The following is a 16,518-nucleotide window of genomic DNA, read 5'->3' as shown; positions in this document are numbered from 1 at the left end:
TCCACGCTGTAGATCCTCCCATCCTCCCTGCAGCCGCAGAAAGGGACAAAGGTGGACGACTTTTACGCCGCCCGCAGCAGCACCATGCCGCCGCTAACGTGGACTAATTTCGCACCGCCCTTCTCAGGGCGGCAGGTCGCTGCGCAACGTTGCTATCGCGGCGGCCAGCAGATCACATATCATCAGCTTGCCGATCAGCGGAGCCAGTTCGCCACGCTTGGGCAATGGAACCAGCGGCGCAACGGCCATCACCTCGTCGCAATGCAGAGCAAGGGCCTCGGCACCCTGGCCACAGATCGCCACGGTAAAGGCTCCGGCCCGCCGGGATTGTTCAAGGAAACGCTCGGTTCGCAATGTCAGACCGGTTTCGGATACGATCATTGCCACCGATCCATGCTTGCGGGAGGCAATGATTTCTTCGGCAACAACCTCATCGCTGAAGGCGCGCGCAACCAGCCCTATCCGCGACAAGCGATATGCGAACAGCTCCGCGCCCATGCCTGAAACGCCGGAGCCGAAGATGTCGATATGCGGCGCTGCCCTCATGGCCCGTGCGACGCGATGCAGGGTGCCGGGGTCGAGACCGTCCGAGGTCTCGCGCAAGGCGATACAGAGCCGGTCCACATGCGCGACCGGTTCCCGCGGGGCATCGCCCCGCCGATAGACGATATCGGCGGCAAGCGCGACCCGAAGGTCGCGCAGATTGTCAAAGCCCATGTTCCGGCAGAAGCGGATGACACTGGCCTCGCCGGACTTGGCTTCATAGGCCAGGCCGGCGACGGAAAGGCGGATGGCTTCTTCCGGCCGTTCCAGAAAGACACGCGCTACGCGCGCCTGCGCAGAGGGCAAGGTCGAGCTTTTGCCGTGTATCGCGGCCAATGTGGCCTTGCCAAGCGAATGCCGCGTCATGTGTTCCTCCGGTCCATATCGGACGGATTTTCCGTCAATGCCAGAACGGATTGCTCCATGCGCGCTTGCCGTCCAGTCCGAATATAGTAACTCGGAACCACGGGCTGCCGTTCAGTCCCTCCAGCGGCAGTTCGGCCCGGCTGACACCCGCTTCGAAATGATAGCTGTGCTGATACCCCTTTCCGGCGATCAGGATACCTGCGGCCGGCGAACATTCGACCAGCAGTCTGTCATTTTGCAACCGGATGTTCTGGATGGTCGGCCCCTGGGTCGAATAGAATTGCCCGGCCTTCAGCGCGGCGGTGATTGCCGTGGCCGAGCGATCCGCAGCCTTCAGCATTACCCAGCCACCGCCGAAATCGGGTGTGCGGAAATGCGCATCGTCGCAGGCATAGGTCAGCAGCCTGTGGCCTTTGTCGGCCAGCCCATCCAGAAGATAGGCTCCGTCGCCCTTGTCATGCATCAGATGGCAGCCGTGGTTGTAGATCTCGACCGCGTGGGCGGCATCGACCAGCGTTTCGGCGTCATCCATGGACAACTGATACCAGGCGGGATGGGCGATGCCGACGAAAGCTCCGGCCGCATGGGCGCGCCGGGCAAGCGCGGGGCCGTCCTCATCCTCGGCCGTTGGCGCGAAATCCTGTGGCAAGCCGACGGCGACCAGATGCCAGAGTTCGGACATCTCGGTGTGCGGCGCGTGCAACTCGGCCCCCGGGATCGGAGTGAAGCCGCTGGTTTCCAGATGCGAGATATCGGTGATCGGAAAGCCATAGGCTTGCAGGAAGTGGTCGGTGATCGACAGGAAATTGTAACCCGCCGCACGATAGCGGGCCACAACCTCATCCGGGGACAGCATGCCATCGGAAAGGTTCGAATGGGTGTGGATATTGCCTTTGAGAAATGGGCCGGGAAGGTCAAAGAGGGAAAGTTTGGTCATCTGCCTCTCCTGAAAGTGAATGGCCGGAGGATGCCCCCGGCCCGATGATCAAAGCCTGCTGGCTTATTTCGCGATCAGGTCGTTGGTCGCCTTGACCATCTCGGCCAGCCCGTCCTCAACGCTCAACTCGCCGCTCATCACTTCGCCGATGATCTCGCGTTGCGTGCGCCATATCTCGACCGAGTTGGTGCCGGGATAGCCTGCCCAGGGCGCCGCACGGTCGATCTGGTCAAGCGAGATGCGCCAGTTCGGATTCTCGGCATAGAAATCGCCCAGAAGTTCGGAGGCCATCGCCTTCTGGTTGGTGGGCATGTAGCCTGAGCCGCGCACGGCGATATCCTGCCCTTCGGGCGAGGAAACGAACTTGATGTATTCCCATGCCGCCACCTGTTTTTCCGGCTCGGTGGCCAGTATCACGGCGCCATTGCCGCCGGTCGGAATGGTGCCGGAGTCAGTGTTGGTGACCGGGAAGATGGCGGTGCCAAGGGTGAACTTGCCCTCGGATAGCTCAGTGAAGGACCGGGCGGAATTGACCGACTGCACCGTGAAACCGCTCAGTCCCGCGACGAATTGCTGCTTGGCCTGATCGAAATCCATCATCTCCATCCCGCCTTCGGTGACGAAGCGGCGGGCCAGTTCGAGCGCGTTGGTGCCGATGTCATTGTCCCACGCCACGGTCACGCCGTCCTCGTTCATGAAAGGCGCGCCCTGCTGCGAGATCAGCGCTCGCCACAGCCAGTCGTCGGGCCATGCGTGGACATCATAAGTCATGCCCACGGCATTGCTATCCGCCGCGCTGATCTTGCCGGCCAGTTCAATCCAGCCGTCCCAGTCAGCGGGAAGGTTCTCGGCATCACCGCCCGCTTCTTCGATCAGTTCCTTGTTGAAGAAGATGATCGGGGTCGAGGCGTTGAAAGGCATTGCCCAGATCTTGCCGTCTATGGTGGTCAGGTTGATGATCGCGGGGTTGAAGTTCTCATCAATCCAGGTCTGACCGCCCTCGGCCTCGATAAAAGAGGCAAGGTCGATGATCTGATCGCGCGCCGACAGAGTGCGGACAAGTTCCGGCAGCAGGTGGAAGCCGGAATGATAAACATCGGGCGCATTCCCCGTCATCGCGTCGCGGATCATCGACTGATGGCCGGTGTCATAGCTTTCGGGTGAGGCGCGAAATTTCACCGTGATGTCGGGATTGGTGGCCATGAACGCCGACGCCGCGGCCTGATGGAAGGGGCTGTGGCCTGGCCAGGGATGCACCACCTGAATGGTGACCTCGGCAAGTGCCCGGCTGCCCAGGGCAAGGCCAAGGGCGAGAATGGAAAGGAATTTGGGCATCGGAACACTCCGTTATCTTGGAAGGAGGAAAGGAAGAGGGCTCACTTCACACCGGTCATGGTGATGCCGCGGATGAAATGGCGCTGTGCCAGCAGGAAGCCGACCATCAAAGGCGCTGTCAGGATCGCCGCCATGGCCATCAGCGCACCGTAATTGGCGCCGCTTTCGCTGTCGGCGAAGACGGCCAGACCAAGCGGCGGGGTCATCAGCTCGGTCGAGCGGATCACGACCATCGGCCAGTAAAGATCGTTCCAATGCGCCACCACCGAGAAGACCGAGAAAGCCGCGATCGAGGGCAGGCAGCCCGGCACGACGATGGTCCAGAGGATCGCCCATTCGGACATTCCGTCCATGCGCGCCGCCTGAATGATCTCATCGGGATAAGAGCGGAAGGTCTGGCGAAACAGGAAGATTGCGAAGACCGACAGGAAGAAGGGCGCCATGGCCGCGAAATAGGTATCTATGGCGCCGATCGCGCTCAGCCCAAGAAACAGCGGCAGCGCCGGGGCCTGAATCGGCACAGTCAGCGAAAACAGCACGACGGCAAACAGCAGATCGCGGCCCCGGAACTGGAACTTGGCCAGCGCATAGGCGCAGGGAATGGCAGTGAGCAGTTGCACGAACAGGATCCCACCCGAAACGATGACACCGTTCTTGAGAAAGGTCAGCGCGGGAATATCTGTTACCGCTTGGATGTAATATTGCAGGCCGGTGAACTGCTGTGGCAGCCAGCGGAATTCGCGGACGAACAACTCCTGCGGGGATCGGATCGAAGTCACGATCATCACATAGAATGGGAACAGGAACAGGAAGGCCAGAAACAGCAGAACGACATGCGACAAAATCTGGGCGGGACGGCAGCGATAAGGTGTGTTCATCAATAATGCACCTTGTGATCCAGTACCCGCGCCTGAATCCAGGCGAAGATCATCATGATGGTCAGGAAGACGACAGTCATCGCGGCGGCCGATCCCATGCGGAAATAGCTGAACCCTTCGAGATAGGTCGTGTAGAGCAGGATATCCGTCGAACCGCGCGGTCCTCCGCGTGTGATCACGGCCACGGTGTCGAAGACCTTGAAGGCCGTGATGGTCGAGGTGACGACAACAAACAGCATCGTGGGTCCAAGCAGCGGCAGCGTCACGTTCAGAAACCGGTCAAGGCTGCTTTCCATCCCGTCCATTGCCGCTGCGTCATAGATATCTTCTGGAACTCCGGTCAGTCCCGCGGCGAACAGCACCATGTTGAACCCGGCCAGCGACCAGATGTTGATGGCGGCCAGCCCCGCCAGCGCCAGATCGCGGTTGCCGAAGATATCCAGCGAAGGCAGGCCAAGGCTTTGCAAGAGGAGGTTGAAAGGTCCGATGGTTCCGTGCAGAAGATATTTCCAGACCATGGCCATCGCCACGACCGTGGCGGTCACGGGCAGGAAGAAAACCAGCCGGTAAAAACGCTGCCCGTGGCGCAATCCATCGATCAGCACGGCGAGGAACAGCCCCAGCAGAACCGAGGCAGGGGCAACCATCGCGACATAGGCAAAGGTGTTCCACAGGGCCCGCTTGAAGGTCCGATCGTCTAGCAGTTGCCGATAATTCTCAAGCCCCGTCCACTGGATACCCAAGGAGCCGAACTCGTAATTGGTAAAGCTAAGCGCGATCATGACGATGATCGGGCCGATAACTGTCAAGGCCAGTAGCAGAATCGCCGGCGTGGCAAGGCAGTAAGCGATCCAGGGCGACATGATCGCACCCATCCGAACCGGGCGGACCATACCGGAAGATTGGGTCAGATCAGCCGGCATGAGCAGGTTCCCCGTGGCGGGCGCGGAAGATCCGGGCACCGTCGGCATCGAACAGCATCGGTGTCCGGCGCGGGAGCCAAACCGATAGCCGCTGGCCGGCCGCTGGCAGGGTTACATTCGCTGCAGCCGCTCGCACGGTCAGACGAGCGCCACCTGCCAGCCGCAGAAAAACCAGGATTTCATGACCCAGCTGCTCGACCCGCTGCAAGGTCGCGGAAATTTCCAGATGTCCCGCAACCGGGACCAGTGAGACTGTTTCGGGACGAAAGGCGGCAATGACCGGCGTGTGGGGCAGCAGGGTCGCAAAACCTTCATTCGCCGCGATCAGTTCATCCGAACTGATGGTCGCGATTTCAGGACTCCCGACGAAACGGGCCACGCGCAAATCGCGCGGATTGTCGTAAAGCTCGGTTGGCGCGGCGCATTGGACGATCTCGCCGCCCATCATCACCGCCACGCGGTCAGACATGGTCATCGCCTCGACCTGATCATGGGTGACATAGATAAAGGTCGCGCCAAGCCGTTGGTGCAGGGCCGCGATCTCGGCCCGCATCGTGACCCGCAGACGGGCATCAAGGTTGGAAAGCGGCTCATCCATCAGAAAGACGCGCGGGCGGCGCACGATGGCGCGGGCCAGCGCGACGCGTTGCCGCTGACCACCCGAAAGCGCGGCTGGCTTGCGATCCAGCATCGCCTCGATTTCGACCAGTCGGGCGGCTTCGATCACCGTCTGCTCGATCCGGGCGCGTTTGGCAGATTGTCCCGGCCAGATTCGACCGATTACCGGCAGGCGCGCGGGGGCAGGCAGTTGCCGCATCCGCAGAGGTGTCGCGATATTCTGGCCAACCGTCATATGCGGATAGAGCGCGTAGCTTTGGAATACCATGGCAATGTCACGCGCGCTTGGCGGCAGATAATCGACCTCTGCACCGTCTATGCTGATCGTCCCGCTCGATTGTGGCGCCAGCCCTGCAAGGATGCGTAGCAGGGTGGACTTGCCACAGCCCGACGGCCCGACCAGCGAGATGAATTCACCCGGTCGGATCGATAAGGAAACATCGCGCAGGGTCTGCGTTTCCCCGAATGACTTGCTGATGTTCCGCAACTCGACTGCAGCAGTCATGGCGCTTACTCCCGAATCTCTTGGAGCGAGGGATATCGGAGCAACACTTCAGAAAAGTGACAAATTTCGGAGTTTTATCGCCATACCGGAGCGATCCGGGCCCGCTGTTTCGAGAAAGCGAGACTGCCCGGCAGGGCACCGGGCAGCTCAAATCAGTTCCGAATGGTGTGGGATGTCAGCGCGCCAGGCCGAGCCTGTTCAGATAGGCGGCCGACCGCAGGATGTCCGACTTGTCGCGCAGTTCCAGGATCAAGCGCGGGTTTGACGTCAACTCTCCCAAGGCACGAAACACCTGTGGCCAGTGGATCGTGCCCTCTCCGATACACCAATGCCGGTCGGCATGGCCGTCGGCGTCTTGCAGGTGGATATGTTCCAGCCTGTTTCCTGCGCGGCGAACATAATAATCGACCGGAGGCGCGCCGGTCGAACCATGGGCGTAATGCGAATGGCCTGTATCGATCGACACCGCCATGGCGGGAGAATTGAAGCTATCCGCAAGGATACGGCGAATATCGGGGTCCTTGTCCTCGATATTCTCGACGACCATTGTCACGCCGATGTCAGAGGCGCGGCGGACCGGCTCGGCCAGAGTGGCCTGGCAGTTTTGCAGCACGCGATCGTAAGCGGCGCGATCCGCAAAATTGTCCAGATTGTTGAAATCCCAAGTGGTATAGGGCGAATGGATGACCATCTGGGTCGCGCCCAGATATTCGCAAACCTCCAGCCCCTGCAACATGCGCCGCGTCACGACGGCGCGAATGTCGGGATCGGGCGTGGCGATGTTCAGCCCCCAGAATGGACCGTGAATGCCAAGTCGGCCGGTATAGCCTGCCAGCAGGCGGCGGACTTTATCGGCCAGCGGCTTCCAACCACCTTCGAGAACCGTGGCCTCGATGAAGTCCTGTAATTCGAGGTCGCGGTTTTCCGTCAAGATGAAATCCTGCAACCCGGGCAGATCCCGGAAGGACATGGCAGCGCCTAGCAGTGGTAGTTCGGTCATCTCTATTTCCTGATATTATGCTGCGACCGGCAGGGACAGCCGGGACAGCAAGGCGTGAAATGCATCCATCCCGTGGACGATATGATCGGCACCCGCCTCTGCCAGCTTCAGGGCGTGATCCGGGCGCTGTTCGGACGGGCCGACGAAGCCAACTGTCAGACAGCCGGCCTCTATCCCGCAGCGCAGCCCGTGGGGATTGTCATCGACGAAGATAGCCTCATGCGATGCGACGCCCAGTTGGTCGGCGGCGAAAATGGCCAGATCCGGTGCGGGTTTGGCGGCGGCAACATGTTCGGCCGAATAGATATGCGGGCCGAAGCGATGGGCAAGCGGTGTCCGCGCGATCGAGCGATCAAGCCTGCGGATCAGCGAGTTCGAACAGACCGCCATGGGCACATCAAAGCCCCAAAGCACTCGCTCGATACCCGCGATCAACGGAATATGCTGATCGAACATGGCAAACAGGAGGCGATCTGCATGGGCCGTCACCGTCTGGGGGTCCAGCCCGGCGCGTTCGATCACGGCAAGGCTGGCGGCGGATGAGTTGCCACAAAACAGCGCCATCGCCTCGGCCGTGGTCATCGCGACCCCGGCGGCGGTCATGGCCTGCGCGATAGCGGCGCAGCCAAGCGGCTCGCTGTCCAGAAGCACACCATCGCAGTCGAAAAGGATTGCCTTGAACTGCCTCATGCCAGCACGCTTTCCGCCATTACCCGGCGCAGCAGAACGGGATTGTCCGAGACCAGATAGCCCGGCGCGCGTCCGATCCAGTCGCGCATCAGGAGGGGATCGTTGATGGTCCAGACCGAGCAACGCGACCGCAGGCCCATCGCCTCGATCAGATCGAATTCCGCGGCGAAGAGTTCGTGGTGGATGCCGATGACATCGACCAGGTCCCTGACCTCGTTCAGGAACGCCTCAAGCCCACCCTGCCTGTCGGCCCAGTCGCGGTTGACCGAGATCAGGCGGCGGAATCCGGGCGCCTCGTCGCGGATCCGGCGGACGACGTTCATGTCAAAGGCGTGCATCACGCTGCGGCCTTCCAGCCCGTGGCGGCGCAGGATGTCGGCAGCCATGCCAATCATGCGCGGATCGGTGTTGCCATCCTGATCGGCCTTCAACTCGACATAAAGATCGGCGCGACCTGAGGCCAGAACGGCCAGCGCCTCTTCAAAACTGGGCACACCCTCGTCGATCAGAGTGCCGTCAGGGCCTTTCAGTCTTAGCGCCTTGCGGCTTTCGGGTGTCAGCGCACGCACCGGGCCGGTTCCGTTCGTCGTGCGCTCCAGCGTGGCGTCGTGGATCACGACCAGCTCGCCTGCATCCGTCAGATGCAGATCAAATTCGATTCCATCGAAATCATGCTTCACGGTCTCGCGGAATCCCAGCAGGGAGTTTTCGGCCCAGATGTCGCGCGCTCCGCGATGGGCCATGATGAGGGACATGTTCTTTTTCCTTATTTCAGCGAATTGTCGGGTCCAGCCGGTCGCGCAGCCAATCCCCCAGAAGCGAGATGGACAGCGTCGTCAGCACGATGACGAACGAGGGGGCCAGCATGATCCATGGTGCGCGGGCCAGGTATTCGCGGCCAAAGCCCACCATGTTGCCAAGAGACGATTCGGGCGGCTGCACCCCCAGCCCCAGAAAGCTGAGGCCTGATTCCATCAGGATGATTTCCGGGAAGGTCAGCGTCATCGAGACGATCAGGGTAGAGGCCACATTGGGCAGGATGTGGCGCAGATAGACGCGGGAGGGCTTCGCCCCCAGCTGCACCACCGCCGCCGCATAACCTTGCGCCGACGCCGAAATTGCCAGCCCGCGCGCGATGCGGGCGTAACGTTCCCAACCATAAAAGCCCATCAGGCAGACCAGCAGCCACGTGGACGACCCGAAGAAGGCCAGCACGGCCAGAGACATAATCATGAAGGGCAGAGCGGCCTGGAAATCGGCAAGCGCCACCACCAGATGTTCGACCCAGCCCCGGAACTGCGCCGCCAGAAATCCCAAGGTCGTGCCAAACACGGCCGAGATGATCGTCGCGCAGAAAGCGATGACCAGCGACACACGAATGGATTGCAACAGACGCGACAGCACGTCTCGGCCCAGTTCGTCCGTGCCCAGCAGATGACCCGGGGTACCCATCGGCACCAGCCGGTTCTGAAGGTTCATCGCGGTGATGTCATAGGGGCGCAGCCAATCGGCAAAGATCGCAACAAGGATCATGCCCCCCAGCCAGATCATGGCAAACAGGATCAGCGCGGGGACCTTCATCCGGATGCGGCGGATCAGACGCGGGGGGGCGATTGCGGCGGTATCGGACATATCGGGGCTCCTTACTTGCCGGACCGGGCGCTGCGCAGGCGGGGATCCAGCGCGCCATAGGCGAAATCGACCAGCAGGTTCGCCATCACCATGCTGGCCGCGATCACCAGCAGGATGCATTGCACCACCGCCAGATCGCGGTTCGCGACCGAGACGACGATCAGTCGCCCGATACCCGGCCATGAAAAGATGCTCTCGACCACCACCGCGCCCGCGATCAGCGCGCCCACCATGAAGCCGATCAGGGTGACGATGGGCACCGCCGCATTCGGCAGGGCATGTTTCCAGACCACGTCGCGCCAGGGCAGGCCCTTGGCCATGGCGGTGCGGATATAGGGCTGGCCCAGCACTTCGATCATGGCCGAGCGCGAGAAACGCGCAAGGATGCCGATGCCGCCGATGGACATGGTGGCGATCGGCAGGATCGCGTAATGCCAGCCATCCTGACCACCTGCGGGCAGCCAGCCCAGATTGACGGCGAAGATCAGCACCAGCACCAGCCCCAGCACGAAGGACGGGATGGTGAAGCCGAAGATCGACAGCATGATGACGCCCCGATCCGCGACGGATTCACGATGCAGCGCTGCATAGACGCCCGCCGGAATGCCGATGCAGATCTTCAGCATCAGCGCCGGGATGGTCAGCGCCAGCGTGGCGGGGACGCGCTCCATCACCAGTTGGATGGCGGGCGAATGGTCACGCATTGAGACCCCGAAATCGAACATCGCCAGCTGCTTCAGATAGGCCAGATATTGCTGCCACAGCGGGTCTTCCAGCCCCCAGCGGGCACGGAAGGCGTCAACGGCATCCTGCGGGGCATCCGGTCCCAGCAGGATCTGGGCCGGGTCGCCCGACAGGCGCAGGACGATGAAGGCAAAGCTCATGACCAGAAGGATGGTCAGCAATGCCCGGGCGAGTTTAACGAATATGAATCTCAGCATCTGGACCTCAGGCAGCGGGGCGCAGCTTGGGTTGCAGCTTCAGGCAGGCAGCCAGCCGACCATCGTTATATTCCAGTGCGGGCACCTGCGCCGCGCATGCGGGGGCGGCGATGCGGCAACGCGGATGGAAGGCGCAGCCCGAGGGGCGCGCGGCAGGGTTCGGCGGCTCTCCCTGCAGGATGATGCGCCCGCGAAGCCCCGTACCCGCCTTGGGAACCGAGGAGACCAGCGCCTGCGTATAGGGGTGACGCGGGTCCGAAAATATCTGGTCCGAGGGTGCTTCCTCGACGATCCGGCCCAGATACATGACCGCGACCCGGTCGCAAATGTTGCGCACCACCTTCAGATCGTGGCTGATGAAGACCATCGACAGCCCCTCGCCTTCCTGAAGGTCACGCAACAGGTTCACCACCTGCGCCTGAATAGAGACGTCCAGCGCGGAAACCGGCTCGTCGCAAACCAGAAAGCGCGGATTGCTGGCAAGAGCGCGCGCGATCACCACGCGCTGACGCTGACCGCCCGACAGTTCGTGCGGATAACGACCCGCCTGATCGGGACGCAATCCGACCCTTTCTATCAGCCCGGCCACGCGCCGATCCAGTTCGCTGTCGGCCGCCAGCCCGTGAATCTCAAGCGGTTCGGCGATCTGGGCGGCAATGGTCAACCGCCGGTCAAGCGCAGCCAGCGGATCCTGGAAGATCAGCTGCATCTGCGCGCGCAGCTTGCGCCATTCGGGGCTGTGCGGCGCGGGCATAGGCTGTCCCAGATAGCGCAGCTCGCCCTGAAATGGAGTTTCCAATCCCAACAGCATCCGGCCAAGCGTCGACTTGCCAGACCCGGATTCGCCGACAATGCCCAGAACCTCGCCCTGTTTCGCCGTCAGGTCCACACCATCAACCGCGCGAACCGTGCTGGCCTTGCCAAAGAAGGATTTTGCGGTGGTATATTGCTGGACAAGCCCCTTGGCCTGCAGGATGGCGTTCATGCAAACACCTCTTGTTTTGTCTCGGCCCTGACCTGATCGGGGTGGAAGCACGCCAGAAGCCCGCCCTGCGGCTGGGCCCGCAGATCCGGCTGATGTTCCTTGCAGAAACGGCTTGCCGCCGTGCAGCGGGGCGAGAAGGCGCAGCCCTGCGGAAGCTGTCGGGGATCGGGGACAGTGCCGGGGATCGGATGAAGCCGCGCCCGACCCGCGTCCAGTTCGGGAATCGCATCGAACAGCCCGCGCGTATAGGGATGGCGTGGGACGACGAACAGGCGCCCGATGTCGTTTTCTTCGACGATCCTGCCGGCATACATCACCGCGGCACGGTCGCAGACGGTGGACACGGCCCCCAGATCATGGCTGATGAAAACCATCGCCATCCCGGTCTGACGGCGCAGGTTCGACAGCAAGTCCAGAATTTGCGCCTGAATCGTGGCATCCAGCGCCGTGGTCGGTTCATCCGCCACCAACAGGTCAGGTTCGCCCGCCAGCGCCATGGCGATCAGCACCCGCTGACACTGGCCGCCGGAAAATTCGTGCGGGTACAGGTCGATGCGCGTTCTGGCCGAGGGGATGCCGACCATGTCCAACAGTCGGATCGCCTCGGTCCGGGCCGTATCGCCCCGCAACCCGCGATGCAGCCGCAGGCTTTCGCAGATCTGCCTGCCAACCCGGTGGACCGGATTCAGTGACGAGGACGGGTCCTGAAAGATCATGGCGATCCGCGCCCCGCGCACGGCCTCGATGCCGGTCCGGGGGGCGCCGATCAGTTCCTGCCCCTCGATCGTGACCGAACCTTCGATCTTCGCCTTGCCGGGCAACAGCCCAAGCGCAGCCAGCCAGGTGACCGACTTGCCGCAGCCGCTTTCCCCGACAAGCCCGACGGCCTCGCCATGTCCGATATCCAGGTCGATCCCGTGAAGTACCTGCACACCGTCAAAGGCGACCCTCAGGTTGCGGATGGAGACGAATGACATGGCCATTCCTCCTTTCTCAGATGAAAATGGGACGAGCCGCGCAGGCTCGTCCCCTCGCGATCAGGCGTTCCAGTTGCTCGCCCGGAAATCCATGGCGAAAGCCGGGGCGGCCTTCCAGTTCAGTTCGGATTTCATGCCGGTGAAGACGGCATTCTGGTGCAGAACCGTATAGGCCGGATCCTCGCGTTCGGTGATTTCCAGCAGGCGAGCGATGGCGCGCTTGCGCTCGGCCGGATCGACCGAGGTTTCCATGACCACGGACAGCTGGTTGACCTCGTCGTTCCAGTAGTCGCGCTTCTGCTGGGCCTCGCCATTGGGGCCGAACTGCACCACCATTGGCGTGATAGGATCGTTGATATTGTTCGAGGCGGACCAGTCGCGCACGCCCTTCACGCCCTCGGGATCGTGGATCTGGCCCCAGTTCTCCTTCATCTCGATCTCGACGTTCAGACCGACCTGCTTCCACATCTCGACCAGCACCTGCGCCGTGGGGGTCTGGTTGGTGTAATAGTTGTTCAGCAGGCGATATGGGATCGGATCGCCCTTGTAGCCCGCCTGTTTCAACAGGTCGCGGGCCAGTTCGGGATCATATTCCGGTACCGCCCAGCCATCAATGAACATGTCCGAGGTCTTGAAGCTTTCGAACTGCAACCCGGCAGGGATGACGGTGTCCCCGCCCCAGAGCGCATCGACGATCGCCTGACGGTCGATCGAATGGGTGAAGGCGCGGCGAACCAGCGGATCGGCCAGGATCTCGTTTTGCTTGTTGAAGGTTGTGACGCGGTGGTTCCAGATAGTCGAGCTTTGCACCTCCAGCCCCGGCGCGGCGCTGATCGCCGCGATCTGATCGGGCGGCAGGTCGCAGGCAAAGTCATATTCGCCCGACAGCAGCCCGTTCACCCGGCTGGCGACTTCGGGAACCTCGACAAAGCGGATACGTTCCAGCGGCGGACGACCGCCCCAATAGCCTTCAAAGGCCACCATCGTCAACGAAACGTCGGGGCGGAATTCCTCGACCATATAAGGCCCGGTGGTGACGGGTTTCGCCGCCCAGTCGGCATAGGTCGCTGCCTCATCCCAAGCGCGTTTGTTGGCGATCTGCGAACCGAAGGCATAAAGGCGGCCTTCCAGGGTGATGTCCGGCGTCGCATTGTGGAAACGCACCGTATATTTGTCCACCGCCTCGACGCCACGCAGCGCGGGCCACAGACGACGCGCGATGCCGGGAATGCTGGCCGGCAGTTCCTTGGCATTCTGCGGTTGGAAATTCTCGGCATAGAGCGTCGTGCCCCCTGCGGGTTCAGTCCCCGCGAACAGCCGTTCGTCCGAGAAGGAAAACACCACGTCTTCCGCCGTCAGTTCATCGCCATTATGAAAGCGGACGCCCTGCCGCAATTTCAGTTCTATGGTCTTGTCGTCCGGGCGGCTCCATTCGGTTGCCAGTCCGGGAACAGGACCCTGATTTCCCATCCAGTCGCGCAGGATCAACCCTTCCCACAGATTGGGGAAGAACACCCGTTCGCCGACATTGGACTGTTCATTCCAAACATCTAACGTGTTGTTATTGGTAATTTTCTGCACCGCTATGGTGATCGAGCGGTGCCTGCCCTGCGCCATCAGATGGCGCGGCAAGATCAGCGATCCTGCGGCGGCTCCGAGAAATCGAAGCGTATTGCGGCGGGTAATGGGCATCTTGAACTCCTGTTAATCGAGGATCGTCCTGACTTGTTAGGAGTGGGTTGTCGTCGGGCTTTGTGACTGCTGAGTGACGAGCCTATGAAGGAGCCGTGAACTTCCACTCCGCGATGGAGTGACCCGACCCAGTTGCGAACCGTGGACCTGCGCCCTAGGTCATGTTGACAAATGGCGCAGCCATAGCTTGATGCAGGGCACATCGACGAAATCCAAGAAACTGTCTGCGGTTTTATCGTAGCGGGTTGCCAGCCGCCGGCTGTTCTTGAGCTTGCCGAGTGAGCCCGTGAACGCCACCGGTTCGAGAGAACGGGCGAACGCGCTCGACCATGTTGCGCAGGGTGTAGATGGCCATGTCGACGGCCTTGCGAACCTTGTTCTTGCGCATCGGTATCATCGGCAGGGCGTTGCGGTTCTCGATGTCTTCTCGAATTTTATCAAAGCCATAGTCCCTGTCGGCGACCAGAACGGCGGGCTGCGGCAGGTTGTCGGCCATCACCAGGTCATAGCCGGTGTAGTCGGATCCTGCCCCGGCGTGATCTCGGTCCTCATCGGGAGGCCAGCGCCGTTGACGCGGAGATGGATCTTGGTCGAGAAGTGGAAGGTGGTCCAGAAAACGATCCGGCGGATCGTTTTCCCACCGGACGCTCTCGAACGGCCAGGAGCCTCCTTCGGAGTCCCCGTTTTCGGGTCGAAAGTAAGCGGTGCAAACAACCCATGTTTATATAAAACAATAGGTTATCCACACTGTCCGCAATCGGAAATGGCAGGTTGCGGACATGTCTACACACGAAGATCAGACAGAAATCGAAGTCTGGGGGATCCCGGTCCCCGTCGACAAGAGGGGCTGCCGGCGATGGCCCCGTGTCATCAAATCCATGGCGGCGGAGCGGATCGCGGCGGGCGCGCGGGTCAGTGACATCGTCAAGGAAACCGGAGCCAACGACTGCACGGTCAGGAAATGGCTCAGTCGCGCTGGAGATCAGTCGCCCCCCAAGCTTGGCTTCATCGAGGTCAAGCCATCCCAGGTTCCCTCATCTTACCCGATCCCGGAAGCCCAAGCGGCGGCGTCTTCCTGTCGTATCAAGATCGGCGATGCGGTCATTACAATCCCCCATTGCTACCCGGCCGACCATCTGGTCCAGATCCTGCAGGCGGTAAGAGGTTCGCTGTGATCACTCCCGCAGGAAACTTCAGGGTTTTTCTGGCGACAGAGCCGGTAGACTTCCGCAAGGGGATGGATGGTCTCGCCGGATATATAGCGCACCAATTCGATTTGGATCCGTTCAATGGTGCTATCTATGTGTTTCGCTCCAAGCGCGCAGACCGCCTTAAAATGATCGTCTGGGATGGAACGGGGCTGGTCCTGATCGTGAAACGCCTGAGGAAGAAGCGCTTTATCTGGCCAAAATCTCAGCCTGGGCCGATCACGCTGACCAAAGTTCAGCTTGATGCCCTATTTGACGGGATTAACTGGCAGGCGGTTGCCGCACCTCGAATCGAAAAACCGTCAGTTATCTGAAACTGACCAATCGGCATTCTCCAACAGCATCGGTCTTGCCGGTGTTAGGGTATCTAAATCTGAAGGATATAATAATGATCCGAATTCCTTTTGCCGACATACGTGTTCCCCCTCCGGGCAGAACGCAAGCAGAAATCCAAGCGCGTCTGAGGGAGCATTACCGAAAGATTGACGCCGAACGTCATGATCTCGATCGCCCGATGAGCGCCGACGGAACGATCGACGAGGATCGCTGGCTTGACCGACTTCATGCCGTCGATGTCCCCTCGGAGGTGCGGGAGCGGATCCAGCGCCGTGCGGCCTGTCTCGCGAAGCGATATGAGGCAGCATCCGGTCTCTCCCATCTGAAGTCGGATGATCGCAAAAGGTTGGAACCACTTCACGACGGCGTGCATCTGGTCGGCGTTGCCTCGGAGCACCGTGCCGACGAGATCGCGGCGGAAATCCATGCGGAGATGCCCTGGATGTCGCCAGCCACTGACCTCGTCTGGCACGCGATGCGGCGATCAGTGCGCGAGGGATGGCCCGGCCTGCGGGTGCCTCCGATTTTGCTCGACGGACCGCCTGGGATCGGCAAGAGCCACTGGGCGCGCCTACTCGGCGACGCGATTTCGGCGCCGACCACCGTGATCGAGGCGACCGGCGAGAACGCCAGCTTTGGCGTGGTCGGCAGCCAGCGCGGATGGGGCGGTTCCTGCCCGGGCCGACTCATCGAAACCGTCATCCAGAGCCGCATCGCCAATCCGGTGATGGTGGTGGACGAGATCGAAAAAGCCGGCACCCCCACCTCGATGAAGGGCCTGACTTTCGGTCTCGCGGAAGCCCTGCTGCCGCTTCTTGAACCGATTGTCCCCCGTCAGCGCCCATGGCACAGATTTGAGGTTGTGATTTAAGGAGGATTTGGGCTTCGTCGTAGTGACGAAGGAACGAAGATGAAGCCCAAATCCTCCAATACAAAATTGCCGGCCAAGTCC

General features: G+C 61.3%; 17 protein-coding genes and 1 pseudogene. 3 read left to right on the top strand and 15 right to left on the bottom strand.

The window, feature by feature from the left end:
- Positions 1 to 123 precede the first annotated feature (123 nt).
- The 15 genes and pseudogenes from C9E82_RS22175 to C9E82_RS22105 form a co-directional block, all read right to left on the bottom strand.
- A complete protein-coding gene (locus C9E82_RS22175; protein ID WP_119900400.1) occupies positions 124 to 909 on the bottom strand; it encodes a MurR/RpiR family transcriptional regulator in 786 nt (261 codons plus the stop codon).
- A gap of 34 nt (positions 910 to 943) precedes the next feature.
- Positions 944 to 1,846, bottom strand: a complete 903-nt coding sequence (locus tag C9E82_RS22170) for a PHP domain-containing protein (protein ID WP_119900399.1) — start codon at positions 1,844 to 1,846, stop codon at positions 944 to 946.
- Between the two features lie 63 nt (positions 1,847 to 1,909).
- Positions 1,910 to 3,181, bottom strand: coding sequence for an ABC transporter substrate-binding protein (locus C9E82_RS22165; RefSeq protein ID WP_119900398.1), 1,272 nt, complete (start codon positions 3,179 to 3,181; stop codon positions 1,910 to 1,912).
- 41 nt (positions 3,182 to 3,222) lie between these two features.
- Positions 3,223 to 4,059, bottom strand: coding sequence for a carbohydrate ABC transporter permease (locus C9E82_RS22160; protein ID WP_119900397.1), 837 nt, complete (start codon positions 4,057 to 4,059; stop codon positions 3,223 to 3,225).
- A complete protein-coding gene (locus C9E82_RS22155; RefSeq protein ID WP_119900396.1) occupies positions 4,059 to 4,982 on the bottom strand; it encodes a carbohydrate ABC transporter permease in 924 nt (307 codons plus the stop codon). Before C9E82_RS22155 ends, C9E82_RS22160 begins: the two co-directional genes overlap by 1 nt.
- Positions 4,972 to 6,105, bottom strand: a complete 1,134-nt coding sequence (locus C9E82_RS25345) for an ABC transporter ATP-binding protein (RefSeq protein ID WP_119900395.1) — start codon at positions 6,103 to 6,105, stop codon at positions 4,972 to 4,974. Before C9E82_RS25345 ends, C9E82_RS22155 begins: the two co-directional genes overlap by 11 nt.
- 175 nt (positions 6,106 to 6,280) lie before the next feature.
- Positions 6,281 to 7,105: a sugar phosphate isomerase/epimerase family protein gene (locus C9E82_RS22145; RefSeq protein WP_119900394.1), complete on the bottom strand. Its 825-nt coding sequence runs from the start codon at positions 7,103 to 7,105 to the stop codon at positions 6,281 to 6,283.
- Between the two features lie 15 nt (positions 7,106 to 7,120).
- Positions 7,121 to 7,795 carry an HAD family hydrolase gene (locus C9E82_RS22140; protein WP_119900393.1) on the bottom strand — a complete coding sequence of 225 codons (675 nt, stop codon included), beginning with the start codon at positions 7,793 to 7,795 and terminating at the stop codon, positions 7,121 to 7,123.
- A complete protein-coding gene (locus C9E82_RS22135; protein ID WP_119900392.1) occupies positions 7,792 to 8,550 on the bottom strand; it encodes a glycerophosphodiester phosphodiesterase family protein in 759 nt (252 codons plus the stop codon). Before C9E82_RS22135 ends, C9E82_RS22140 begins: the two co-directional genes overlap by 4 nt.
- Before the next feature lie 16 nt (positions 8,551 to 8,566).
- Positions 8,567 to 9,427 (bottom strand): ABC transporter permease, encoded by an 861-nt coding sequence (locus C9E82_RS22130; protein WP_119900391.1) that lies wholly within the window; start codon positions 9,425 to 9,427, stop codon positions 8,567 to 8,569.
- An 11-nt stretch (positions 9,428 to 9,438) separates the two neighbouring features.
- A complete protein-coding gene (locus C9E82_RS22125; RefSeq protein WP_119900390.1) occupies positions 9,439 to 10,368 on the bottom strand; it encodes an ABC transporter permease in 930 nt (309 codons plus the stop codon).
- 7 nt (positions 10,369 to 10,375) lie between these two features.
- Positions 10,376 to 11,353, bottom strand: a complete 978-nt coding sequence (locus C9E82_RS22120; protein ID WP_119900389.1) for an ABC transporter ATP-binding protein — start codon at positions 11,351 to 11,353, stop codon at positions 10,376 to 10,378.
- Complete coding sequence (locus tag C9E82_RS22115; RefSeq protein WP_119900401.1) at positions 11,350 to 12,330, bottom strand: ABC transporter ATP-binding protein; 981 nt, start codon at positions 12,328 to 12,330, stop codon at positions 11,350 to 11,352. Before C9E82_RS22115 ends, C9E82_RS22120 begins: the two co-directional genes overlap by 4 nt.
- A 60-nt stretch (positions 12,331 to 12,390) precedes the next feature.
- Complete coding sequence (locus C9E82_RS22110; protein ID WP_244936060.1) at positions 12,391 to 13,845, bottom strand: ABC transporter substrate-binding protein; 1,455 nt, start codon at positions 13,843 to 13,845, stop codon at positions 12,391 to 12,393.
- 336 nt (positions 13,846 to 14,181) lie between these two features.
- Positions 14,182 to 14,709: pseudogene (locus tag C9E82_RS22105) on the bottom strand (transposase); the annotation flags it as partial.
- A gap of 92 nt (positions 14,710 to 14,801) precedes the next feature.
- Between C9E82_RS22105 and C9E82_RS24680 the strand changes: the two are divergent.
- The 3 genes from C9E82_RS24680 to C9E82_RS22095 all read left to right on the top strand — a co-directional run bounded on the left by C9E82_RS24680 (position 14,802) and on the right by C9E82_RS22095 (position 16,437).
- A complete protein-coding gene (locus C9E82_RS24680; RefSeq protein ID WP_170162157.1) occupies positions 14,802 to 15,197 on the top strand; it encodes a hypothetical protein in 396 nt (131 codons plus the stop codon).
- Positions 15,194 to 15,544: an IS66 family insertion sequence element accessory protein TnpB gene (tnpB, locus tag C9E82_RS24675; RefSeq protein WP_170162156.1), complete on the top strand. Its 351-nt coding sequence runs from the start codon at positions 15,194 to 15,196 to the stop codon at positions 15,542 to 15,544. The genes C9E82_RS24680 and tnpB overlap by 4 nt, the downstream gene beginning before the upstream one ends.
- Before the next feature lie 74 nt (positions 15,545 to 15,618).
- Positions 15,619 to 16,437 carry an AAA family ATPase gene (locus tag C9E82_RS22095; protein WP_183154133.1) on the top strand — a complete coding sequence of 273 codons (819 nt, stop codon included), beginning with the start codon at positions 15,619 to 15,621 and terminating at the stop codon, positions 16,435 to 16,437.
- The last annotated feature ends 81 nt before the right edge of the window (positions 16,438 to 16,518 follow it).

This window comes from Paracoccus sigandri (assembly GCF_003709565.1).
Classification (GTDB): Bacteria; Pseudomonadota; Alphaproteobacteria; order Rhodobacterales; family Rhodobacteraceae; genus Paracoccus; species Paracoccus siganidrum.
Note: the sequence above shows the minus strand (reverse complement) of the source record. Positions and strands in the feature narration are given on the sequence as shown.